The following is a 22,442-nucleotide window of genomic DNA, read 5'->3' on the forward strand; positions in this document are numbered from 1 at the left end:
CCCTGAGGCTACCGCTCCGGCCCGTTTGACTCCCACCGGACCCTCAACCTCAGTCACCACTCGAGCGGTACGACTGGCTGCTTCGCACCGGTCGGCGGTACGACGTACTTCTGCAGCGCGTAGCTCATCACGTCACGGAACACCGGTCCTCCCTGTCCACCACCACTACGCCCGTTCGTCGGGTTCTGGAGTACGACGTACGTAACGAAGCGCGGGTTGTCGGCGGGAGCAAATCCGGCGAAAGACGTGGCCCACTTGCGGTAGCAGCCGCAGGCGGAGTCGACTTCCTGGGCCGTACCCGTCTTGCCGGCCACCCGGTAGCCGTCGATGGCGGCCTGGGTCGCTGTACCGCCCTTGGCGGTGACGGCCTCCATCATCGTGGAGACCTCCTTGGCGGCTTTCTCGCTCACCACCCGGCGGGACGCCCCGGACGGGTTCGGGATGACGGTGCCGTTCGCATCGACGTAGTTCCTCACCAGCTTCGGCGGGACATAGACGCCACCGTTGGCGACCGCGTTCACCGCTGCCGTCATCTGGACGGCGTTCGCGGACAGGCCCTGGCCGAACGCGACGTTCGACCGGGTCAGCTCGCTCCACTCGTCACCGGGTGGCATCAGGCCGCGGCTCTCGCCCGGGAAGTTCAGCCCGGTCGGCGCGCCGAAGCCGAAGTCCTTCAGGTACTTCACGAACTGCGGGACCCGCATCTGCTGCGCGGCCATGATCGTGCCCACGTTCGACGACTTCGCGATCACGCCGGCGATGGTCAGGTCGAGCGTGCCGTGCTCGAAGTGGTCTTTGATGGTCCGGCGCTGGACGGTGATGCTGCCCGGCACCTTCAGCTTGGTGTTCAGGTCGATCAGCCCGGCATCGGCGAGCGCGGCCATGGTGACCACCTTCTGCACACTGCCCGGCTCGTAGACCTGCTCCAGCGCGGGGTTGTAGAGCTCACTCGACTTGACCGGCTTGTTCGGGTCGAAGGTCGGGTAGTTCGCCATCGCCAGGATCTCGCCCGACTTCACGTCCTGCGTGACCACCGTGCCGGAGGTGGCCTTGTACTGCTTCACCGCCTGCTCGATCCGCTTCTCCGCGAACCACTGCAGGTCCGCGTCCAGGGTCAGCTGCGCGGTGACACCGGGCTTCGGCTCCTGGACCGTGTGGTTCGCGTTCGGGATCTTGTTGCCCTTGGTGTCGACCTCGTACATCGCCTTGCCGTCCTGGCCGGACAGCTTGTCGTTCATGCCGTACTCGAGCCCGGACAGGCCCTTACCGTCGGCCCCGACCACGCCGACCACGTTGGCCGCGATGGTGCCGTTCGGGTGACTGCGGATCGGGTCGTCCTCGGTGTAGATCCCGGCCAGCAGCGGCGCCTGCTGGTCCTGCGGCTTGCCCTCGTTCTGCTCGCTGATCGCGGCGTTCCTCGTCTTCAGCTCCGCCTCGATGGCGTTCCAGGTCTGCGGGCTGACCTGACGGGCGAGGTAGGCGAAGCGGCCCTTGCCGGTCATCGCGGTGACGAGCTTCGCGTACGTCGTACCGGTCAGCTTCGGCGCCAGGATCTGAGCGAGCTGCGGTGCGACCTTGCTGGTCTGGGTCGGGTCGGCGGTGATCGCGACGGCGTCCTCGGACACGCTCAGTGGTACGCCGTTGCGGTCCAGGATCGCACCACGGGACGCGTGCAGCACGAACGGCTTGGTGTTCTCCCGGGTCGCCGCCAGCGCGTAGCTGTCGGGGTCCACGCCCTGCAGCAGCACCAGCCGCCCGGCGAACAGCGACAGCACGAACGCCATCACCCCGAACGTCACCCGCAGCCGGAGCGTGGGCCGGCCGAGCTTGAGCGTCCGGGGTGGCCGCTTGACCTTCTTCTTCTTGGGCGGCCGATTCTGCGGTGGGCGCTTCTTGGCCTGGCTCTTCTGACCAGGCGCCTTCTTGGCCGGGGCCTTGCGCGCGGTCCCGTCCGCACCCATCCGGCGAGGCGCCGGCCGTGCCGCAGCCTTTCGCGGCCGAACTGCGGGCGCTTCGGCCCGCGCAGCCACGGCCTTCCGGGCCCCTGTCCGCTTCCGCGGCACTGCGGAGCCTCCACCCGACGCCTGCTTCCGCGCCGCGGCCGAACTCCCGCTCGACGCCTGCTTCCGCGGCGCGGGCTTGCTTCCGCCTGACCCATCTCTTCCCGCCTGCTTGCGCGGGGCCCGCCCGGAGCGTTCTCCACCTTCCGGTCGGTGCGGAGTGCCGTCCGCCTCCTCGCGGGCTTTGCGGAGGAGGCGGTCTCGGGTGGACTCGGGACGCTGTGGGGTGGACCGGGTGCTGTCCGTAGCCGACGAAGGACGAGGCTGAGACTTGCGGGGCGGAGTGCTCCGGCCCGGTTCACCACGCTTGCGTGGTGGCTCGCTGCCTCGTCGGTCCGTCATCCGATCATCCCCCGGTGGTCGTCGTACGTGTGGTCGTGCCGGCGGGCGGTTTGTTACCCGTCGCCGTACCTGTCCGTGCTGTCGTGCCGGTCACCGGCGGCTTCGTGGCGGTGGCCGGCGGCTTCACCGTGGCCGGGGGCGGCCTCAGCCTCGCCGCCGGTGGCTTCACGGCGGTGGCAGGCGGCTTGACCGTGGCGACCGGCGGCTTGGGCGTCGTACCCGTCGGCGTGCCGGGACCGAACATCGCCGTGCCCGTGCCGGCCTTGCCCTCCTCCGGCACACCCAGCACCTGCCCGTCGGACAGCCGCAGGAAGACCGGGTTCGGGTTCGGCACCATGCCCATCCGCAGCGCGCGGTCGGCCAGGTTCTGCGGCGACTCGAGCGTGCGCACCTGCTTCTCCAGCTGCTCCTGCTGGTCCTTCAGCTGGTCGGCCTGCTTGTTCAGCGCGGTCACCTGGAACGTCCCGCCCTGCAACTCCGTGTTGAGCAGCAGCAAGCCGACCAGGCCGGCCGCCAGCAGCGACACCACGAAGATGACGAACGGCATCCGCGGCGGCCGGAACGGCGCACCGTAGACGACCCGGAGCTTCGGCTCCGGCCGCTTGGCCGGCGCCGGGTTGACGACCCGCGCCTTGGACGGACTGAACACAGTGCTCATCAGGCCACCAATCCCTTCTCCCGGACCCGCTCGGCCGCCCGCACGCGAACGGAGGCGGCCCGCGGGTTCGCCGCGACCTCCTCCTCGGTCGGCCGCTCGGCACCCCGGGTCAGCAGCTTGAGGTACGGCTCGTGCCCGGCCGGAATCACCGGCAGGTCGTCGGGTACGTCGGACTTGGTCCCGGTCGCGAACGTCTGCTTGGTGATCCGGTCCTCCAGCGAGTGGTAGCTCATGACGACGATCCGCCCGTGCAGCGCCAGCGCCTCGATCGCGGCCGGCAGCGCACGCCGCAGTACGTCGAGCTCGCCGTTCACCTCGATCCGCAGCGCCTGGAAGGTCCGCTTGGCCGGGTGTCCCCCGGTCCGCCGGGCCGCCTGCGGGATCGCGTTGCGGACCAGCTCGGACAGCCGGGCACTGGTGGTGAAGGGCTCGGTCGCACGCTCGCGCACGATCCGGTCCGCGATCCGCCGGGCGAACTTCTCCTCGCCGTACTGGAACAGGATCCGGGCCAGGTCGGCGGCGCTGTAGGTGTTCACGATGTCGGCCGCCGTGGTCGGGCCGGTGGTGTCCATCCGCATGTCCAGCGGCGCGTCCTGCGCGTAGGCGAAACCGCGCTCGGCCTCGTCCAGCTGCATCGAGGAGACACCCAGGTCGAACAGGATCCCGTCGATCGCTGGTACGTCGAGGTCCGCCAGCACCTGCGGCAGTTCGTCGTACACGGCGTGCACGAGAGTGGTCCGCTCCTGGTACGGCGCCAGCCGGTCACCGGCGAGCCGCAGCGCCTCGGGGTCACGGTCGAGGCCGATCAGCCGGGCGTCGGGGAACCGGCGCAAAAACGCCTCGGAGTGACCACCGAGGCCGAGGGTCGCGTCGACGAGGACCGCGCCGGGGTGCGCGAGCGCCGGTGCCAGCAGCGCGACCACGCGCTCCAGCATCACCGGCACATGCCGCTCCGCAGCGTCCATCCTCGACCCTTCCCGTCGCCGCGGGAGCGACCCTGCCCCCGCAGGTTCTCGTGAGTTGCGTCCTGCCCTTCCGGCCAGCTGCGGTGAGCCGGCCTTTCCGGTGAGCGCCGTCCGGATGTCGCGGATCCGGTCCGGCTGTTCGCCGTACTGCGTCCTGCCTGTGGTGCGTCGGGGCGGGGTCGAGCCGGTCCAGCCGGCTGCTGTGAATGTTCGGTGGAGCGGTCCGGGGACACATCACCGTCCGGTCAGATCGCGGGTACGCCTTCCGGGGAAGTACCTCGGGGTCTTGGCGCCGGGGAAGTGACGCCAACACCTGAGGTCGGAAGTCGGACCCGTGATCTCACCGGACGGCCGGTGTGTTCCCGGTCCTGCTCGCCCACTGTTCAGCTGGTAGATGCCGGTCAGCTAGAAGATGCCGGGCAGAACCTCCTCGGAGAGGTCGGCGAACGCCTGCTCCTGCTCCGCGGAGTACCTGTTCCAGTTCTCCGTGTTCCAGATCTCCACCCTGTTCATCGCCCCGATGACGACGCAGTCGCGATCCAGTCCCGCGTAATCGCGCAGCATCGGCGGGATGGTGACCCGGCCCTGCTTGTCCGGCACCTCGTTCGAGGCTCCGGCGAACAGCATCCGCAGGTAGTCCCGCGCACCCTTGTTGGTGATCGGTGCCTGCTTCAACTGCTCGGTCAGCTGGACGAACTCGCTCTCGGGCCACACGGACAGCGACCGCTCCTGTCCACGCGTGATCACCAGGCCGTCAGCCAGTTCGTCCCGGAACTTCGCCGGCAGGAACAGCCGTCCTTTGTCGTCGAGCTTGGGGAAGTGAGTTCCGAGGAACACGCTCCACCTCCCCGTTGCGGACTCTCCGTCTCAGGCGAGCTGTTTCCACCATTTCAGTTCCACTGCGCTCCACCTTACTCCACTTTGCACCACCGTCAACCAACTTCCGCCCCGTTTCCCCCACGTGCCGCCTGATTCTCAGCGCGTCCACCGCGTGCCGCCGCCCCCTCAACCGCCTGCCCACCCCGAGCTCACCGCCTGCCCGCCCCCAAGCTCACGTTGAGAAGCCACCGACCATCTCCGGCCGCGAAAATTGGTTGGTGGCTTCTCAAGGTCGCGCTCGGGCCTGCTCCACTTCGCTCCACGTGAGTTCGGCCGGGAAGCTTCGGCCGGCGGCATCGTCGTACGCGCGGCGGATGGTTTTGCTCACCCGTACGCTTGGAGGGACGACTTTCCGACCGATGCCGGTGAGGGCCTGTGCCGATGAACACCGAAACGCCAGGTAACGAAACTTCCCCTGCTCTAGGCCGGACCCCTACAGCGGGTGAGAATGTGTCGGCCGTCAACGATTGGGGAGGACACAGGGTGAGCACCACCGCGACCAGCTCGGCGCTGGCAGGAGCCGGAGACTTCGACGAGCTGTCCGAGGTGGCGGGCCGGGTCCGCCGGGCGATGGAGCAGGTGATCGAGGGCAAACCCGACGTGGTCGAGGTCGCCATCACGGTCCTGCTGGCCGAGGGACACCTGCTGATCGAGGACGTGCCGGGCGTCGGCAAGACGATGCTCGCGAAGGCGCTGGCCAAGTCGATCGACTGCAGCGTGCGCCGGATCCAGTTCACGCCGGACCTGCTGCCGTCCGACATCACCGGCGTGTCGGTCTTCAACCAGGAGATCCGCGACTTCGAGTTCAAGCCCGGCGCGGTGTTCGCGAACATCGTGGTCGGCGACGAGATCAACCGCGCCTCGCCGAAGACCCAGGCCGCGCTGCTGGAGTCGATGGAGGAACGCCAGGTCACCGTCGACACCACGACGTACCAGCTCGAGGCGCCGTTCATGGTCATCGCGACCCAGAACCCGATCGAGATGGAAGGGACGTACCCACTCCCCGAGGCACAGCGGGACCGGTTCATGGCCCGGGTCTCGATGGGCTACCCCGAGCCGGCCGCAGAGCTGCGGATGCTCGACGGTCACGCCGCCGACGACCCACTGGCCAGCCTGCAGGCCGTCACCGACGGCCAGCAGATCCTCCGGCTGGTGAAGACGGTGCAGTCGGTGCACGTGTCGGAGTCGGTCAAGGAGTACACGGTCGCACTCGTCGGAGCGACCCGCCGGTCGCAGGAGCTGCGCCTGGGTGCGAGCCCGCGGTCGACACTGCACCTGATCCGCGCCGCTCGTGCGGCCGCGGCACTGGACTCCCGCGAGTTCGTCCTGCCGGACGACATCCAGGAGCTCGCCGTACCGGTGCTGGCGCACCGAGTACTTCCTGCGGCTGAGGCGCATCTCGGTGGGCGCGGTGCAGCCGACATCATCTCCGGGCTGGTGGCCACGGTGCCACTGCCCCGCACGCGTCGGGACTGAGACATGCGGCAGGCACTGCGCGGGCTGACCACCAGAGGGCGGGCCTTCGTCGCGGCCGGCATCACCGCGTCGCTGTGCGCGCTTCTGCTCGGGCAGAAGGACCTGCTGCGCGTCGGCATCCTCCTGGTCGCCCTGCCGCTCGTCGCGGCACTCGTGGTCGGGCGGACCAGATTGCGGCTGCAAGTACGGCGGAGCCTGGCACCGGACCAGGTTCCGGTCGGCCAGCAGGCGACGGTGGAGCTTGCCCTGAGCAACCAAGGCCGGATGCCCGCCGGCCTGCTGCTGCTCGAGGACCGGATTCCTTATGTACTGGGGCACCGGCCCCGGTTCGTGGTCGACCGGGTCAGCCCGAACTGGCGTCGTACCGTGAGCTATCCGGTCAAGAGCGACGTACGCGGGCTGTTCCAGGTCGGGCCGTTGATGCTGACGGTGGCCGACCCGTTCGGTCTGGTGGAGACCAGCCGGACGTTCACCCGCAGCCAGCACCTGCTGGTCACACCGCGCGTCTACAAGCTGCCCGAGATCCGGCTGGGCGCGGACCGGGCCGGCTCGGGTGAGAACCGGCCGCGCGCGATCGCCTCGGCCGGCGAGGAGGACGCGACCGTCCGCGAGTACCGCGACGGTGACGACCTGCGCCGGGTGCACTGGCGGTCGACCGCACGCCGCGGCGAGCTGATGGTGCGGCGGGAAGAGCAGCCCTGGCAGAGCAGGTGCGCCATGTTCCTGGACGCGCGGACCATTTCGCACCACGGCCACGGCCCGTCGTCCAGCCTCGAGTGGGCGGTCAGCGCGGCCGCCTCGATCGGCACCGACCGGATCCGCCGCGGCTACGCCACCACCCTCCTGGGCGGCCCGACCACGCTGTCGGCAATCAGCCACCGTACGTCGGCCGCCGTACACCAACCACTCAGCGCACAGCAGTTGCTGACCGAGTGCGCGACCATCGAGGAGCACAAGTACGCCGAGATCGGCCCGCTGCTGACCGTCGACCGGCGCGCGCAGGAGCCGAGCCTGGTGATCGCGATCGTCGGCGCGTTGAGCTCCGACGACGTCATCGCGCTCAACCGCTGGCGGACCAGTCAGGCGATCGGCGTCGCGCTGGTGCTCGACGCCTCCAGCTGGGCGGTCGGTGCCGAGACCACCGAGAAGGCGGCCCGGCTGACCGCCGCCGCGGACGCCACCGAGAACGAACTACGCCGGAACGGCTGGCGGGTTGCCAGAGTCAGACGCGGCGACCACCTACCCACCGTGTGGTCCGGCCTCGGACTAAGGACCGGAAGGATCGCATGACCGTGCACATTGCCGCGCTGCCGCGCGACGGGTCATGGGGCTGTGACTCCCGGCCTTCCCTCGTCACTCCGGTCGCTTCGCTCCCTCCGCTCCTCAGTCCAGGCCGGGAGGCCCCATGACCGGACACGCCAGGATCTCTCTCGCGGCGTGGGGAGCGACCGTGCTGGGGTCGCTCGTCCTGACGCCGGTGTTCTCCGGGCCGTTCCTGTTCATCAGCGCGTTCCTGTGCGGCGCGATCACCGGTGTCGGCGTCCTGCTGCAGAACCTGCGCACCCCGCGGATCGTCGTACCGTTCGTCCAGCTGCTGGTGCTGGTGGAACTGATCTCGTTGTTCTTCCTGCGCGAGACAATGAAGTTCGGGCTGGTGCCGGTCAAGGCGACCGCCCTCGAGTTCAACCAGCAGATGGTCAACGCGATGGACTCGATCAATCGGTTCAGCGCGCCGCTGCCCCCGGACTCGCACCTGACCCTGTTCGCCGCCTCGGTGATCGCGGCGACCGGGTTGCTCATCCACGTCATCGCCGTACAACTTCGCCAGGCAGCGTGGGCCGGCTTGCTGTTGCTGATCATGTACACGGTGCCGGCCGCGACCGTGCACGGCGGGCTGCCGGCGTTGCTGTTCGTCCCGCCGGCGCTCGGATACATCGTGCTGCTGTCGGCCGAAGGGCGCAGTCGGCTCAGTCGTTGGGGACGCCGGATCTCCGGTGTGTCACACCTGGATGCCGCCGAGCCGGTGGAGGCTTCCGCGCTCGGTCAGGCCGGCCGGCGGATCGGTTTGACCGTCGTGGCCCTGGCCGCGCTGCTGCCCGCGTTGCTGCCGACGTTGCCGGAAGGTGTCATCGGCAACGGTCTGGCCGGCGGCGGGACCGGTACCGGTATCGGCGCGTCGATCTCGTCCACGGACCCGATGCTGGACATGGGCAAGAACCTGAAGCGCGGCGACAACGTGGTCGCACTCACCTACAAGGGCGGCCCGGCCGGCGGTAGCTACCTGCGTCTGACCGCCCTCGACTTCTTCGACGGTGACACCTGGCGGATCGCACCGCGCCAGGAGGGCCGCAAGATCGGCGACGAACTGACCCCGCCGCCCGGGTACGGCGGTGACCTGAGCAAGGTCCCGCAGTCCAAGATGGAGATCGACGTCAGCCGGAGCTTCCGCTCCCAGTTCGCCCCGGTCCCCTACCCGGTGCGCTCGATCTCGCTCAAGCGGGACTGGCGGTACGACGCCGGCAGCCTCGACGTGGTCTCGTCGAACGGACAGGTGGTCGGCGGCAAGAAGTACGACCTCACGACGTACGACCTGCAGCCGACGTCGCAGCAGCTGCACGACGCGACCGGCGCCGCTGAGCCGGACCGGTACACCAGCCGGGTCCCCCGGGAGACGCCGCAGTCCATCCGGGAGCTCACCCTCGACGTCACGAACGGTGCCAAGGGCAACCAGTTCGAGGCGGCGGTCCTGCTGCAGAACTGGTTCCGCAGCGGCGGCGGGTTCAGCTACAGCACCGAGAACGCGCGCGGCAGCGGTATGCGGGCGCTGCGCGAGTTCCTGCTGCAGAACAAGACCGGCTACTGCGAGCAGTTCGCCACCGGGATGGCGCTGATGGCCCGGATCATCGGCATCCCGTCCCGGGTCGGCATCGGGTTCCTGCCCGGCCAAGCCGGTGAGGACGGCGAGTACACCGTGCGGATGCACGACATGCACGCCTGGCCGGAGCTGTACTTCGACGGCATCGGCTGGGTCCGGTTCGAGCCGACCCCGGCCGCCCGGGTCGCGGGCACGCCGAACTGGACCGTCGCCACCACCCCGGACCCGAGCAGCCCGTCGACGGCACCGACCACCGCGCCGACCGCGCCGGGCGCGACCGAGAACCCGGGCATCGAGAGGCCGAACGGCGACCGCAACCTGCCGGACGACACCGGAGTGGCTGTCGTCGACAGCGGCAACTGGTTCACCAACGGCGGTGGGCGGACGATCGCCATCGTCGCCGGCGCCATCCTCCTCCTCTGCATCCCCTGGCTGATCCGCAGCCTGACCCGGCGCCGCCGTTTCGCCAGACCACCGGGCAGACTCGGGGCCGAGGGTCTGTGGGCGGAGATCCGCGACACGGCGCGCGATCTGAGCCTCGACTGGTCCGACATCGCCACCCCACGCCAAGCGGGCGAGTGGCTCGTCAACCAACTGCCCGCCGACGCACACCCGCAAGCACTCCGCCTCGCCCGCGGCATCGAGGCCCTGCGGTACGCCGGTGACACAGAGCTGAGCCTGGACCTTCGCGCCGAGGCCTCCGCCGTACGCCAGGCCCTCTGGTCCCAGGCGTCGCAGTTCCGCCGGTGGCGAGCGCGCCTGCTCCCACCGTCCTGGCGCTGGTACCTGAACCGAGGCAGCACAGAGGCCTCCGACCTCCTCGACGAGTTCGACCTCCTCCTGGCCCGTCTCCGCTCCCTCGTCCTACGCCGCCGTCCCGCAAGTTAGCCTCCCGGCCGCGCAGCCCTCCAGCTGCGCGGCCGACCCATGTGCGCCACCCAAACTCCCCCACCCGCTCCCCGCCCGCTTACTCCGCGCGTCCACCGGCTGCTCCTCGCCTGAACCATCCCCCCACGCCAACCGCTCACGTTCGGCGCTTTGCCAAGCCATCAACGATCAGGCGAAAGCAAACCTGCAAAGCGCCGAACGGGAGCAACCCGCACCCGAAGAACAAAGGCTGCGGCAGCGGCACCCCCGCCGTACCCCAAGAAACAAAGAACCACACCCGCGCCAGCAGGGGCGCGGGTGTGGTTCGTCGGCCGGTTGCGCGCTCAGGCGCGGCGTACCGTCAGAGGTCTTCGTCGCGGCGGCGCCGCCAGCGGTCCTCCATCCGCTCCATGAAGCTGCCGGACGAGTCGTGCTTGGTCCGGTGCCGTTTGGTCGGCGGCGGAGGCGGCGGGATGTCGTCGGAGTCCCCGGCGTTGCTGATCCGCTTCATGCTCAGCGCGGCGATGTAAAGACAGGCGACCATCATCACGAAGCCGATGACTCCGATGATGGTGTTGGGGATGATCGCGCCGGTCATCAGGACAACGATGCCCAGCACGAATCCAACGCCGGCAAGAACTGCCCGGCGCTTGTAGTACAAGCGCACATTGGTCCCTCGCATGGCGGAAACGAACTTCGGGTCTTCCGCAGCAAGGGCACGTTCGAGCTGCTCGAACTGGCGCTGCTCTTCTTCCGAGAGGGGCACCGTCGATCCCTCCATGATGAGCGCGATCTCGATAGGCCGACTCCAGTCTAGGCCGCGCGTGCGTCACACGAAACCCTGACCGCCTGTCCAGCGCGTCACGGTCCCGCAACTCCCCCCTCAAACCCCATCCCCGAGGCGTGTCGCGCCCACTTCCGCACCCAATCCAGCTGACCGGTCTATTCCAGGCGCAACCCTCACCCGCCCGCGACCAACCCCGAGCAGTCACCCATGCACCCCCTCCCCCGCGGCAAGCCAGCGCCCAACCACCGATCTCCCCGCGCCGTCGGCTCCCGGCCCACCTTGCGCTGCCGCCTCCGAAGCACCGCCCGGTCAGGCGGTCCCCGGCCAGCCCCCGCTACAGCCATGGGCTGCCCCCGCCCGCCCCAGTCTTTGGGCTTCCGGCCCCGGTATCGCCTGGTCAGGCTGTCCCGGCCAACTCCGGCTACACGCGTGAACCCAGCCCAGGTGGCGCGGGGCCAGGAGCTCCCGTCCCCGACCGGTCAGACTGCCGCGGCCGGCCACGTCACCGGTCAGTCACCGTCCGTCGCCGCGGTATCGCGTGCAGCTTCGAATCTGGTGTGACCACAACAGATCCACGCCGCGGCGGTCGCCAGCGCCGTACCTGCGGGAGGGCTCAGCGGGTGGCGAGGATGTGGAGCTGGGTCGCGAGTGCCCGGAACGCGGGATGCTGGCTGGCAGCGCGCTCGAGCTCGGCCAGGGACTCAGCGGCGCCGGGCTCCGAATCGACGAAGGCAGACGGCACCAGGTCCGCGAACGTGCGGACGCCATGAACCGTGTGGACCATGAACCCGGCATCGGCCAGCTGCTCACTGATCCCAGCCTCGTCGAACCGCCGCGGCATCGGATCCGTCGCACCCCAGCGCCCATCCGGATCCTCCAGCGCGATCCGGGCCTCAGCCAGGTGCCCCGCGAGCGCCCGAGCCAGTACGACAGCGTTGCGCTGGGCAACAAGAAGGCTGAGTACGCCGCCTTCCCGCAGTACCGAAGCCATCGCCTGCAAAGCCTGCACCGGGTCATCGACGACCTCGAGCACCCCATGGCACAGTACGGCGTCCGCACTCGACTTACCCGCGAGGCCGGGGAGCTCAGCCGCGTCACCCTGCACACCGCGGACCAGTTCGCTCACACCTTCGTCACTCGCCCGCCGCTCGAGGGACGCCAGCGCATCAGGGCTCGGATCCACGACGGTCACCCGGTGTCCCTCGACGGCCAGCGGTACCGCGAACCCACCGGTCCCACCACCCAGGTCGACGATGTCCAACCCGGCATCGGGATCGATCCGCGCCCGCCCCGCCAACGCAACCCGCAGAGCCTCGGCCACCAGCGCCGTCCGCACAGACCGCCGCCGCCGATCGACCATCGTCATAACCCTCCTCAACCCAGAACCCCCACCCCGCCACACCCTACTTCCCCACCTCTCCCCACCCCGCCAAGCCCCACTCGCGGACCCACAACGATCAGGTGGACCGGTTGCCGTCACCCGTGTCAGCTTGTTGCTTGACCGGTCGACGGTCAGCCGGATGGGCTGTGCGGTCCGGAGGCGGCGGTGCCGGTGCATCTCGGGACGCTGGTGAGGTGGTCGGGGTTGCGAGTGCGCGAGGTGGCCGGCATGCATCCGGACGCCGTACGACGAGGTCGCGGTGGCCAGCGTTTGCTGCAGGGGCTCACCAACGACTGGGAACGGTGGCGCGGCTGCCGTAAGGGGTTGTTACGTGGCGGCTCTGTTCGCGGATGGATTTTGGGGTCATTGTCGGGGGAAGGGGACATTCACCAATCAAGGGGGCAGTCATGAGTCTTTTCAGCAAGTCCTTCGACGAGCCGGACGAGCGACGTACGCCGGACAAGACGCGCGTCGACGTGGTCAATCTGCCGGGTATCAGCGTCGCCCGGGTCACCTTCCAGCCCGGCTGGCGCTGGTCGGAGTGCATTAAGCCGGTCGTCGGCGGAGACTCCTGCCAGGTCCGGCACGTGGGAGCACTCCTCTCCGGCGAACTGGACGTCGTTCACAACGACGGCACCAAGGCGCACGTGACCCCAGGCAGCGCCTACGTAGTCGAGCCGGGCCACGACGCCTGGGTCGTCGGCGACGAGCCCGTAGTCGCCCTGGAGTTCGAGTCCAAAGCAGCCGAAACCTACGCCAAGAGCTAGCCACCCAACGAGCTGGCTCCCGAGGCACGCAAACCACCCGGAGCGCTCACCTGACCGCGGCGCTCATCCGGAGCGGCTTCGGTCAGGCGGGGGTGCGGGCCAGGACGTAGAGGCGTTGGGTTGTTTCTTGTCTGGTTTGGAGGGGGCCGCGGAGGTACCACTCGATGTCGACGAGACCGGCGGACTCGGCGACTGCGACCACGTGGGCGGGGTCGTGGAGCACGACGTCCAGGTTGACCTCGTGGCCGAAGGCCTCGGTGACGTGGCGGATCTCGGCGCCGGCGTGCATGGCGAGGACCAGCAGGCCGCCGGGATCCAGTGGGCGTACCAGAGCCGAGATTGCGTCGGGGAGTTCGGAGGCGGCCAGGTGGATGAGCGAGTACCAGGCCAGGACGGCTGCCCAGCCAGAGCTCGTGGGCGGGCGGCCAAGGCGTCGTAGATCGCCGACCTCGAAGTTGCGGTCAGGGAAGCGGCGGCGGGCCTCGGCGACCATCTCGGGCGACAAGTCGATGCCGGTCGCGTCGGCGCCGTGCTCGGCCAGGTACGCGGTGATGTGTCCTGGGCCCGAGCCGACCTCCACCACTGGGCGACCGGCCGCGCGGGCGATCACCCGGTCCAGCAGCCAGGTCTCGAACGGCAGGTCGTTCAGCTCGTCCAAGAGGCGATCGGCGTACGCGCTTGCGACGGCGTCGTACGACGAGCGCACTCGGTCGTCACGCACATCCGGCCCTTCGGCGATCACCGCGTCCCGGTCGACCGTTTCGGCGGCGACTGTCTCGGACTGCTCCGGCACCGGCCCGAGGAGGTGGATCCAGCGACGGTCGTGTTGGCCGGCGCGCCGTTCGAGTTCGCGTACCAGGGGCTCGGGGCGTTCCGCCATGCGGCGTAGGCAGGCCTCGACCTCGGCCCGGTCGGCGAACCTGTGCAGCCGTTCGGTTCGGGTGCGCAGCTCGCCGGGTGTCTGCGCGCCGCGAAGTAGCAGCACCGTCAGGAGTGCCCGCTCGTCGGCGTCGAGACCGAGCCGCTCGTCGAGGGTCTGGTGGTACTTGAGCGTTCGCCGGCCCGTGTCGGCCCACACGATGCGCACCAACTCTCGGTCCCTGAGCGACCGGGCGGTCCGCTCCACCGTCGCCTGGTCGTAGTCGACGATGGGGTCTCGATTGCTTGTCTGGTTGCACGCGGTTCGCAACGCGTTGGCGGTCAGAGGGTACGACGCCGGCACCGTCGTCTGCTTCTCCATCAGACTCCCGAGCAGCCGCTGATCCTCGGGCTCGAGCACAGGAAGTTCACTCACCCTGACGACCTTAAGTCCCACGAGGTCCCAACACGCGAGCCGGACCAACCCGGCACGCAGCTCTTAGGTGGACGCACGCACTCTGCCGGAGCAAACACGGCACGCAGCCCTGAGGTGCGGCGCGCAATCTGCACAGGTGGTGATGCGCAGCGAATCCAGGCATCCGTCCACAGGTTGGCGCACAGCCGCGCAGCTCCACGAGGTGGCTCAGAAAGCTGGCCGACGCGATGCTGAACGCCTGAAACCAGGATGCACTGATCAGCCACGTCCACCACGCACGGCTGGGCGACGGCAGGCGACCGGGGCGTTGGACAGGATGCGGAGGCCGTGAACATGGCATTACCTGTCGAAGCTCCCCAGAAGGTGTCCAAGGTCCCGCCAGCTGGAGCGCAGCCGGTGGGCGAGAGCGCGACCGGTGGGCGGCGAGAGCGCGGCCAGTAGACGAGGGCATGGCCGGTGCGAGGGCCGGTGCGAGAGCGCGACCGGAGGGCGAGAGCGCGGCCAGTAGACGAGGGCGCGGCCGGTGGATGATGCACGCCGAGCTGATGCAGTACTGGCGGTGGGCTCGCGGGTCGTGCGCGGGTTGATCTTGGGGGTCGGTCAGCCGGGTTGGTAGGTGTCGGGGTCTATGAGGGCTATGGGTTCGAAACCGGTGGCGTTGCAGCGGTCGCAGATGATGTTGTGCCAGGTGCCGCCGCCGGCGCATTTGCTGCAGAGGCCGTCGTGCCAGGATTCGCCGGTGAGGGATTGATGGGGTTGTGGAAAGTGGGTGTCGGGCAGGTAGCACTCGATGCCGGTGATTCCGTGCACTCGGCCGCACAGGTCTTTCCCGACGCCTCTGCGTAGGTGGCCCACTCGCAATTCTCCGAGTCTTCTGTCGTGCTGGTCCTCTTCAAAGCCGTCGGCGGCAGCGGTTCAGCTGGCTTGCATCCAGGGTTGGGTGAGGACGGACTGGGGGTCAGTGGTGGCGGAGAGGCGGAGGCTGGTCTCGACCAGGTCGTAGAAGGTCTCCACGGCGCGGACGAGGTCGTCCGCCTCGCGGGTGGTGACGGCGCGCTCCAAGCCGGCTTCGGCGGCGGCGCGCTGCGAGGCGCCGGCGGCGAAGAAAGTGGCCCACTCGCCGAACTCGGGGGCGACCTCGGCGAGCAGGACCCAGGCGTTGCGCTGGACCCGGCGGCGCGTCCCGGACCGCACCGGACGGGCGCGGACGGCGAGGACCGCGGCCGCGACGCGAAGGGCCGCGACGTGGGCGCTCGAATAGCGGATCAGGTGGTCGCTCGTCTCCCGCGCCTCGGCCAGTGCGGCTCGTGCGCGGGACAGCTCCCGGCTGGCCGCACCGGCGGCTGCCGGGGATACCGGTGAAACAGTCATCGGTCCGTCACCCTTTCCAGTTGCCAACGGCCGGAGTCCGGGTCGTGGGCGAGATCGAACAGCTCCCGCCGACCGTGCCGGCCACACCCCGCCTCCACTCGGTACACCGCACGTCGCGGCCCCCAGTCCGCATCCAGTACGCCGACCGCCGCCGGACTCTCGGCGATCCCGGCACCGGCGGGTGCCGGGGTGGCGCACCCGGCGGGAGCGAGGGCGGTCGTGCTCCCGCCGGGAGCGTGCGCGGCTACGCGGTCCGGGCGAGATCGGGGACTCGCCGATGCTGCCACGCCGTTCAGGTTGGTGCGGGGATGGCCGTCGTACGCGGCGCCCAGGCCGGCACCGATGACTCCGCGCTCCCACCAGGCGGCGGTCTCGGTCCACTGGGCCTGGACGGAGCACACGCGCCAGAGCCGGCCGCGCCAGAGGAACTGCGCTGGGGTCTCGACGCCGTCCACGACGTCCGAACGCACTTCGACGGCCTCGTCGAACTCCCACATGCTCCATCGCCTCCTGTGTACGAACTCCTCCGCCTGATCAAGGACTTGCCCCTGATCGACGGCCGGTCCCGAGGCCCGGCGGGCGGACCCGAGGTGGGGGTCGAGGACCACCTCGGTGCCCGGCCCGCCGGGACCACCGGTTTCCGATGCGGCCGCAACTCCGCACCGGAGCCGTCCAGCTGTCCGGATCACCTCTGGCCGGTCTCCCGACGAAACCAGGCCGGAGGTAATCGAACATCTGTTCGAACACGAACAGCGTATCGCCGCCCGCCGACAAACGTCAACGGGCCGTAAGCCCGGCGCGTCTCCCTGTTGCCGGTTCGCCGTCCACACTGAGGAGGAAGCCAGGAGAACGGAAGGAACCCCCATGCCGAAGTTCCGGACCCGGACAGCCGTCATCGCCGCGGCGGCGGTGGCCGTCGTGGTCACCGCGGTCGCGTTGCCGCTCTTCCAGCCGTGGCGGGTTTTCACCGACAAGGTCGTCGACGAAGCGCTGCCCGGCGCCGTTCCGATCTCCACACAGTCATCGTCGACGACGCCACCGACAGTTTCCGCGAAGCCTTCAGCCCCCGCCGCTCCGTCAACCTCCGCGGCTCCGACCCCGGCGACTCGGGTGGTCCTGCTGACCGGGAAGCTGATCGCGCACGAGCACGACACCGCAGGCACGGTCGCCGTACTCAAGCTCCCCGACGGCTCCCGCATCCTTCGCCTGGAGAACCTGGCAACCTCCGACGGCCCCGACCTCAAGGTCTGGCTCAGCGACGCACCGACCATTCCCGGCCGCAAGGGCTGGCACATCTTCGACGACGGCAAGTACCAGAACCTGGGCAACCTGAAGGGCAACCACGGCAACCAGAACTACGCCATCCCCGGCACCGTGCAGCTCGACGACTTCCGCAGCGTCACGATCTGGTGCGACCGCTTCAACGTGTCGTTCGGGGCGGCCGAGCTCAAATCCGCGTGACAGGCCGCCTAAGCTCACGAACGTGAGCAATCATCCCAACGTGCAACGCGTGGCCGAGGCGCTTCAGGCGGCCGGCGCCACCGGTGAGATCGTGATCCTGGACGAGGCGGTGCCGACCGCGGCGGCCGCGGCGGCCGAGCTCGGTTGTGAGGTCGGTGCGATCGCGAACAGCCTGATCTTCGATGGCGACGGCGCCCCCGTGCTGATCCTGACGTCTGGCGCGCACCGGGTCGACACCGCGAAGGTCGCGGCAGAGCTCGGCATCGCCAAGCTGCGCCGCGCCACCCCGGACTTCGTCAAGGAGCACACCGGCCAGTCGATCGGTGGCGTCGCACCGGTCGGTCACCAACGCCAGGTCGGCACGTACGTCGACACCGCCCTCGAGCAGTACGACGTCGTCTGGGCGGCGGCCGGGATCCCGCACTCGGTCTTCCCCACCACGTACGCCGAGCTCCTGGAGCTCACCAAGGGCACCCCGATCACCGTGAACTGACCACCATGGGAATCGCCGACTGCAGGAACCGCTGGGTCAACACCGCCCGGCGCTGACGCCAGAACGGATTCGCCCGCCGCGCCGGACCGTACCGCCGGCAGGCGACGTCCCGTACGACGGCCTCCGGCGCACCGAGCCCCGGCAGTACGTCGAGCGCCGCCCGCTTGGTGATGAGTTCACCGGTCGTCAACGTGACGTAGGCCCGGGCCACCGTCACGAGTCCCAGATCGACCCAGATGTCGGCGTACCAAGGCGTTCGCCGGGCTGTGACCGGCAACCAGAACTCGCGCAGATCGTGACGGATGAAGGCGAAGAGCTCGGCATCACCGGTTGCTGGCAGCAACGAGGCCGGCGGCGGCCCGTACAACGACCTGTTACCCAGGGTGAGCTCGCGTCGGGTCACCGGCGTCACCGGGCGGTCGAAGTACCGCCCCTGGGCGAAGGTCGGATGCCGGACCGAAGGATCCGCCAAGTCGGAAGCGACGATGTAGGAGCAGTGCAGCTTCGCGGCCAACGGCGAGGACGCGATCAGGCGACGATGAAGGTCCGCGACCTCCGGCGGTGGCGGGGACGAGACGACAGCCACGACGTCGAGGTCGCTCCGCTCCGGCTGGAAGTCGCCCAACGCCAACGAGCCGTGCAGCCAGATCGCCTCGATCTCGGCGATCTGGCGTATTGATGTGACGAAGCCGTCCAGCAACGCCTGGACGGCTGCGTCGATCACGGCGCCCAAGCTAGACGGCAGGCCGCAGGTCTACGTCGGCGGCTCGAACGTAGGCCATCCGGTGGCCGAACCAGATCTGGTAGTAGCGATCCTTGCCGATCACCTGCACGTGGTCGACCGGCGGCTGCTCGGCGAACGTGACGGCCCGGTAGTAGTCGGTCTCGATCGACGGATCGCCGACCGGGTAGGCCTGGCCCGCCCCGATCGAGTACTGCAGCGGCGTGACGACCTGGTACGGGATGCCCGCCGGGTACGCCGACTGCTCCGGGTAGGCCCGCCCGTACACCGGCACCGACGTCCTACCCGCCTTCGGCTTCACCACGAGACCGGGCTTGGCGAACGCATCCGGAGCCGACGCAGGACTCTTGAACCACGCCAGCGCACCCAGGTACCAGACACCAACCCAGTCGCCTTGGCGCTCCGCCACGACGTACTGCGAACCAGCAGCCGCCCGTGCACCGATGTCGGACACCACAGTGGTGCTGTTTGAGCCGTCAGGGCGCAGTCCGAGGTCCTTGACCAGCGGAGCCGCGTCGTCCGGCGCCTGACGCAGGTAGACGAAGTTAGTGCCCTGCGGGGTGCACGTCGTACCCGCACCGGTGCAGTTGGTCAGCACCTGCACGTTGTCGTCGAACCCAGGCTTGATGGTGACGATCGAGCCGGCCTTCACCGGGAACACGGACTTACCCCAGATCGGCGCGCCCAGCAGGTCGAAGTAGTGCTCCCAGTCCCAGTACGGTCCCGGGTCCCAGTGCATGCCGCGGACCGTGCTGGGGAGTGTGCCCGGGATCTGGTCGTGGCCGATGATGTGCGCCCGGTCGAGCGGGATGTTGTTCTTGGCGGCGAGGTAGCGCACCAGCTTGGCCGAGTTACGGTACATCGACTCGGTGTACCAGGTGGCGCCCTGTGCGGCGACCCCTTCGTGCTCGATGCCGATGCTGTGCATGTTCACGTACCAGTTGCCGGCGTGCCAGGCGACGTCCTTGGCCTTGACGTGCTGCCAGGTGTGGCCGTCGGACGAGCGCATCGTGTACTGCCAGCTCACGTACGTCGGGTCCTGCACCAGCCGCAGCGTGCCCTGCCAACTGGTCTCCGTGTCGTGAATGATGATGTAGTCGATCTTCCCGGTCTTGGGCCGGTTCGCCAGGTCGTGGTTGCCGTAGTCGCCACCACCCAGATCCTGGTACGGCGCGGGCAACCACTCACAGCCAAGGGACTCCGGGCACTCCACACCGGAATTGTCAGCGGCGACACCAGCCGGCAACGACAGCTTGCTGACCTGCGACTTGTCCGGTACGACGGCGACCGCCGGCATCACGACCTGCTGCCCGGTGTTCGTCGTACGGGCCGCACCGCGCGCCATGATCGAGTAGACGTCGTCAGCAAAAGCCGCCGCGGCCGCACGGTCCGAGGCCTCTGCGTACGACGCCACTGCGCCGTACCACTGGGCTGCGGAGGTGTCCGCGCCCACGGGAAGACCAAGCGAACGCTGGTACGACGCCAGCAGCGCAGCACCACCTTCGATGTTCGCGGCGGTGTCGTTGCGCAGGGCAACCGGATCCAGTCCGGTCAGCTCCGACGCCTTGTACAGCGTCCGCAGCGAACTGGCCTTCGCGACCTTGCGCCGGCCGGAGAGATCGACGACCGTGACCGGGTCGACAGCGGTCAAGTGCATCGGGCCGTAGCCGCCGTCGGTGCTGGACGCACCCCGGTGGTCGTCCCAACGGGTCTCGGCGTACGACACAGCCAGCAGCACGGACTCCGGTACGCCGTACTTCGCGGCGGCCGTACTGAAGGCCGAAGCGGCCGCAGCCGACGGCCCAGCGGGCGTTGAAGCGGCAGCGGGTGGACCGCCAGACGACACGCCGGTCACGGTGATGGCCAGCGCTACCGCAGCCAGTGCGGCGAGAATCTTCGGACGACGACGCATGTTGTTTCTCCTGAACCGACGGCGGGGATGCCGGTCACACAGACTGGCAGCCTGATCACTGTGAGTCGAGGCGACCCGGAAGTCAACGGTTAACCAAAACTCGCCGAAGAAGGTTCGATACTGACAACAGCAGTGGCGACAGAGGGTTACGGGAGCAGGACGATGGAAGCGTTGCCGTTGGCGTTCACGACGGGCTGGGCAAGTGGGATCAATGCCTACGCCTGCGTGCTGATTCTCGGCCTGCTCGGCCGGTTCGCCGGAGCCGACGACGTACCGGCCGCGCTGACCGGCAACGGCGTGCTGATCGCGGCGGGTGTGCTGTTCGCCTTCGAGTTCGTCGCTGACAAGATCCCGTACATCGACTCGGCCTGGGACGCGATCTCCACGGTGATCCGGCCGACCGTCGGCGCGATCATCGCCGCGCTGCTGTCCGGTGAGGCGAGCACGCTGGAGCAGGCCGTGATCGCCACCACCGGGGGTGTGGTCGCGTTGCTATCGCACGCGGTGAAGTCGAGTCTGCGGCTGGCGATCAACACCTCCCCCGAGCCGGTCACCAACATCGCCGCGTCGTCCGGTGAGGACGTCGCGGTCGCCGGTGTGGTGTCGCTGGCAGCCTTCCATCCCGAGGTCGCGCTGATCATTGCCGCCGTTCTGCTGCTGCTTGGCCTGATCGGCGTGTACGTCGCCTTCCGGTTCATCAAACGTGGTTACGCGAGGTTCAGGGCCTGGCGGGAGAAACGCGGCGACCCAGCGACTGGAGGCAGTGCGATCTGATGGCTCGAGTGATCGTCGTCGGGGCCGGCCTCGCCGGTCTCGCGAGCGCAGTCCGGTTGGCCAAGCTCGGCCACCAGGTCACCATCTGCGAGCGTGACGAGCGCCTTGGCGGAGTGCTGGGCCGAGTCGAAGCAGATGGCTTCAGCTGGGACGCGGGAGCAGCCAGTACGACGCTCCCGGCCGCTCTGCGGGACCTGTTCCGCAAAAGTGGTCGCCCGATCGAGAGCCTGGTCCAACTGGAGCCGGTGACCGAGCCGCGACGCCACATGTTCGCTGACGGCTCGGTGCTCGACCTGCCGATCGCCGACCGCGGTGAGCAACTCCAAGCCTGGAGTGACCTGGCCGGTGAGAAGGTGGCGCAGCAGTGGACCGCACTGGTCGACGGCTACGGCGACACGTGGCAGGTACTGCGCAAAACGTCGCTGGAGCCACCACTCATGGACAAGCTGCCGCTGAGCGCAGTCAGGGCGCTCAAGCCGTGGCAGTCGCTGGAGCGAGTCGCACAGCGCCAGTTGGATGACGAGAGGGCTCGTGCAGTACTGCGGCTCTACGCAGCGCAGGGTGGATCGGATGCGAAGCTCACACCCGGGTACGTCGGCGTGTGGTCCTACCTGGAGCGAACCTTCGGCCGCTGGACGATAGAAGGCGGTTTCGGCGCGCTGGCGGATGCTCTGGCGCAACGGGCAAGTGAGCGGAAGGTCAACGTCCGGACTGGGGCAGAGGTGGTCGCTGTCACCACGTCTGACGGCAGTGTGACCGGCGTACGGCTGGCCGATGGGACTGAGCTCGCTGCGGACATCGTGGTGAGCGACATCGACCCACGTGAGCTCTACGGGCAGCTGGTGGATGACCCGGCGGCCAAGAAGGTGCGCAAGCAGGTCCAGGCGACACACCAGGCCCAGGCGGCGTACGTCGTACACCTCGGGCTGCGGGAGCCGTTGCCGAGCCTGCCGTTCGAGACTGTCCTGCACGGTACGCCGACAGTCGTCATACGAGTCGGCGGTCAGGCACCGGGTGGGCATCAAGCGTGGTCTGTGCTGGTGCACGGCTACCCGACGGACGACGTACTGGACCTCCTGGTGGCGCGTGGATTGCATGTTCGGGACAAGGTGGTGTCGCGGCAGACGTCGCCGTCCTGGTGGGCAGGGGTGGCGTGGGAGGGGTACCGAACCGCCCGTCGGCGTGCCGCCAACGTCTCCCCCGTCAAGGGGCTGTACTGCGTGGGTGCGGGCGCTCACCCGGGTTCCGGCGTACCGGCGACGACTCTGGGTGCGGCCATCGTGGCTGACGCGGTCGGGAAAGCCTGAGACCGGGTGGGGTTCGGTCAACCGGCGCACG

At 69.0% G+C, this 22,442-nt stretch carries 20 protein-coding genes; 8 read left to right on the top strand and 12 right to left on the bottom strand.

Annotated elements, in window-relative coordinates; all coding sequences use genetic code 11:
- Positions 1–53 precede the first annotated feature (53 nt).
- From AB0F43_RS01900 to mraZ, 4 genes are all read right to left on the bottom strand, one after another.
- The gene (locus AB0F43_RS01900) at positions 54–1,961 is read right to left on the bottom strand and encodes a penicillin-binding protein 2 (protein WP_360469243.1); all 1,908 of its coding nucleotides are present in this window, start codon (positions 1,959–1,961) and stop codon (positions 54–56) included.
- 445 nt (positions 1,962–2,406) lie between these two features.
- Positions 2,407–3,060: a hypothetical protein gene (locus AB0F43_RS01905; RefSeq protein WP_360469245.1), complete on the bottom strand. Its 654-nt coding sequence runs from the start codon at positions 3,058–3,060 to the stop codon at positions 2,407–2,409.
- The gene (rsmH, locus tag AB0F43_RS01910; RefSeq protein WP_360469248.1) at positions 3,060–4,025 is read right to left on the bottom strand and encodes a 16S rRNA (cytosine(1402)-N(4))-methyltransferase RsmH; all 966 of its coding nucleotides are present in this window, start codon (positions 4,023–4,025) and stop codon (positions 3,060–3,062) included. Before rsmH ends, AB0F43_RS01905 begins: the two co-directional genes overlap by 1 nt.
- A 405-nt stretch (positions 4,026–4,430) precedes the next feature.
- Entirely contained in the window at positions 4,431–4,862 is a 432-nt protein-coding gene (gene mraZ / locus AB0F43_RS01915) for a division/cell wall cluster transcriptional repressor MraZ (protein WP_360469250.1), read from the bottom strand.
- Between the two features lie 612 nt (positions 4,863–5,474).
- Between mraZ and AB0F43_RS01920 the strand changes: the two genes are divergently transcribed.
- The 3 genes from AB0F43_RS01920 (at position 5,475) to AB0F43_RS01930 (ending at position 10,143) form a co-directional block, all read left to right on the top strand.
- On the top strand, positions 5,475–6,380 hold the full coding sequence (locus AB0F43_RS01920; RefSeq protein WP_360472981.1) for an AAA family ATPase: 906 nt from the start codon (positions 5,475–5,477) through the stop codon (positions 6,378–6,380).
- Positions 6,381–6,383: 3 nt separating this feature from the next.
- A complete protein-coding gene (locus AB0F43_RS01925) occupies positions 6,384–7,670 on the top strand; it encodes a DUF58 domain-containing protein (RefSeq protein WP_360469252.1) in 1,287 nt (428 codons plus the stop codon).
- A gap of 115 nt (positions 7,671–7,785) precedes the next feature.
- Positions 7,786–10,143 carry a DUF3488 and transglutaminase-like domain-containing protein gene (locus AB0F43_RS01930; protein WP_360469254.1) on the top strand — a complete coding sequence of 786 codons (2,358 nt, stop codon included), beginning with the start codon at positions 7,786–7,788 and terminating at the stop codon, positions 10,141–10,143.
- 340 nt (positions 10,144–10,483) lie between these two features.
- On the opposite strand, the gene AB0F43_RS01935 is transcribed toward AB0F43_RS01930, so the two are convergent.
- Together AB0F43_RS01935 and AB0F43_RS01940 are read right to left on the bottom strand one after the other, a co-directional pair.
- Positions 10,484–10,903 carry a DUF3040 domain-containing protein gene (locus AB0F43_RS01935; RefSeq protein WP_360469256.1) on the bottom strand — a complete coding sequence of 140 codons (420 nt, stop codon included), beginning with the start codon at positions 10,901–10,903 and terminating at the stop codon, positions 10,484–10,486.
- 619 nt (positions 10,904–11,522) lie between these two features.
- The gene (locus AB0F43_RS01940; protein ID WP_360469259.1) at positions 11,523–12,275 is read right to left on the bottom strand and encodes a methyltransferase domain-containing protein; all 753 of its coding nucleotides are present in this window, start codon (positions 12,273–12,275) and stop codon (positions 11,523–11,525) included.
- Between the two features lie 422 nt (positions 12,276–12,697).
- Between AB0F43_RS01940 and AB0F43_RS01945 the strand changes: the two genes are divergently transcribed.
- Positions 12,698–13,057, top strand: a complete 360-nt coding sequence (locus AB0F43_RS01945) for a cupin domain-containing protein (protein WP_360469262.1) — start codon at positions 12,698–12,700, stop codon at positions 13,055–13,057.
- An 82-nt stretch (positions 13,058–13,139) separates the two neighbouring features.
- Here the strand turns inward: AB0F43_RS01945 and AB0F43_RS01950 are convergent, their stop codons facing one another.
- From AB0F43_RS01950 to AB0F43_RS01965, 4 genes are all read right to left on the bottom strand, one after another.
- Entirely contained in the window at positions 13,140–14,351 is a 1,212-nt protein-coding gene (locus tag AB0F43_RS01950; RefSeq protein ID WP_360469265.1) for a DUF480 domain-containing protein, read from the bottom strand.
- Positions 14,352–14,951: 600 nt separating this feature from the next.
- Entirely contained in the window at positions 14,952–15,161 is a 210-nt protein-coding gene (locus AB0F43_RS01955; protein ID WP_360469268.1) for a hypothetical protein, read from the bottom strand.
- Positions 15,162–15,266: 105 nt separating this feature from the next.
- Positions 15,267–15,722: an SAV_6107 family HEPN domain-containing protein gene (locus AB0F43_RS01960; RefSeq protein ID WP_360469271.1), complete on the bottom strand. Its 456-nt coding sequence runs from the start codon at positions 15,720–15,722 to the stop codon at positions 15,267–15,269.
- On the bottom strand, positions 15,719–16,219 hold the full coding sequence (locus AB0F43_RS01965) for a DUF6504 family protein (protein WP_360469272.1): 501 nt from the start codon (positions 16,217–16,219) through the stop codon (positions 15,719–15,721). Before AB0F43_RS01965 ends, AB0F43_RS01960 begins: the two co-directional genes overlap by 4 nt.
- 367 nt (positions 16,220–16,586) lie before the next feature.
- Between AB0F43_RS01965 and AB0F43_RS01970 the strand changes: the two genes are divergently transcribed.
- Both AB0F43_RS01970 and AB0F43_RS01975 read left to right on the top strand, forming a co-directional pair.
- Positions 16,587–17,183: a DM13 domain-containing protein gene (locus tag AB0F43_RS01970; RefSeq protein WP_360469275.1), complete on the top strand. Its 597-nt coding sequence runs from the start codon at positions 16,587–16,589 to the stop codon at positions 17,181–17,183.
- A 22-nt stretch (positions 17,184–17,205) separates the two neighbouring features.
- Positions 17,206–17,676: a YbaK/EbsC family protein gene (locus tag AB0F43_RS01975; protein WP_360469278.1), complete on the top strand. Its 471-nt coding sequence runs from the start codon at positions 17,206–17,208 to the stop codon at positions 17,674–17,676.
- Here AB0F43_RS01975 and AB0F43_RS01980 read toward each other — a convergent pair.
- Together AB0F43_RS01980 and AB0F43_RS01985 are read right to left on the bottom strand one after the other, a co-directional pair.
- The gene (locus tag AB0F43_RS01980; RefSeq protein ID WP_360469280.1) at positions 17,663–18,400 is read right to left on the bottom strand and encodes a nucleotidyltransferase domain-containing protein; all 738 of its coding nucleotides are present in this window, start codon (positions 18,398–18,400) and stop codon (positions 17,663–17,665) included. The two genes, AB0F43_RS01975 and AB0F43_RS01980, sit on opposite strands and share 14 nt — an antisense overlap.
- Positions 18,401–18,410: 10 nt before the next feature.
- On the bottom strand, positions 18,411–20,330 hold the full coding sequence (locus tag AB0F43_RS01985; RefSeq protein ID WP_360469282.1) for an N-acetylmuramoyl-L-alanine amidase: 1,920 nt from the start codon (positions 20,328–20,330) through the stop codon (positions 18,411–18,413).
- A 162-nt stretch (positions 20,331–20,492) separates the two neighbouring features.
- Here AB0F43_RS01985 and AB0F43_RS01990 point away from each other — a divergent pair, with 162 nt between their 5' ends.
- Both AB0F43_RS01990 and AB0F43_RS01995 read left to right on the top strand, forming a co-directional pair.
- Positions 20,493–21,104 (top strand): DUF4126 domain-containing protein, encoded by a 612-nt coding sequence (locus tag AB0F43_RS01990; protein WP_360469285.1) that lies wholly within the window; start codon positions 20,493–20,495, stop codon positions 21,102–21,104.
- A complete protein-coding gene (locus tag AB0F43_RS01995) occupies positions 21,104–22,411 on the top strand; it encodes an NAD(P)/FAD-dependent oxidoreductase (RefSeq protein ID WP_360469287.1) in 1,308 nt (435 codons plus the stop codon). The genes AB0F43_RS01990 and AB0F43_RS01995 overlap by 1 nt, the downstream gene beginning before the upstream one ends.
- Positions 22,412–22,442: the final 31 nt, after the last annotated feature.

Source organism: Kribbella sp. NPDC023972 (assembly GCF_040639075.1).
In the GTDB taxonomy this organism is placed as follows: Bacteria; Actinomycetota; Actinomycetes; order Propionibacteriales; family Kribbellaceae; genus Kribbella.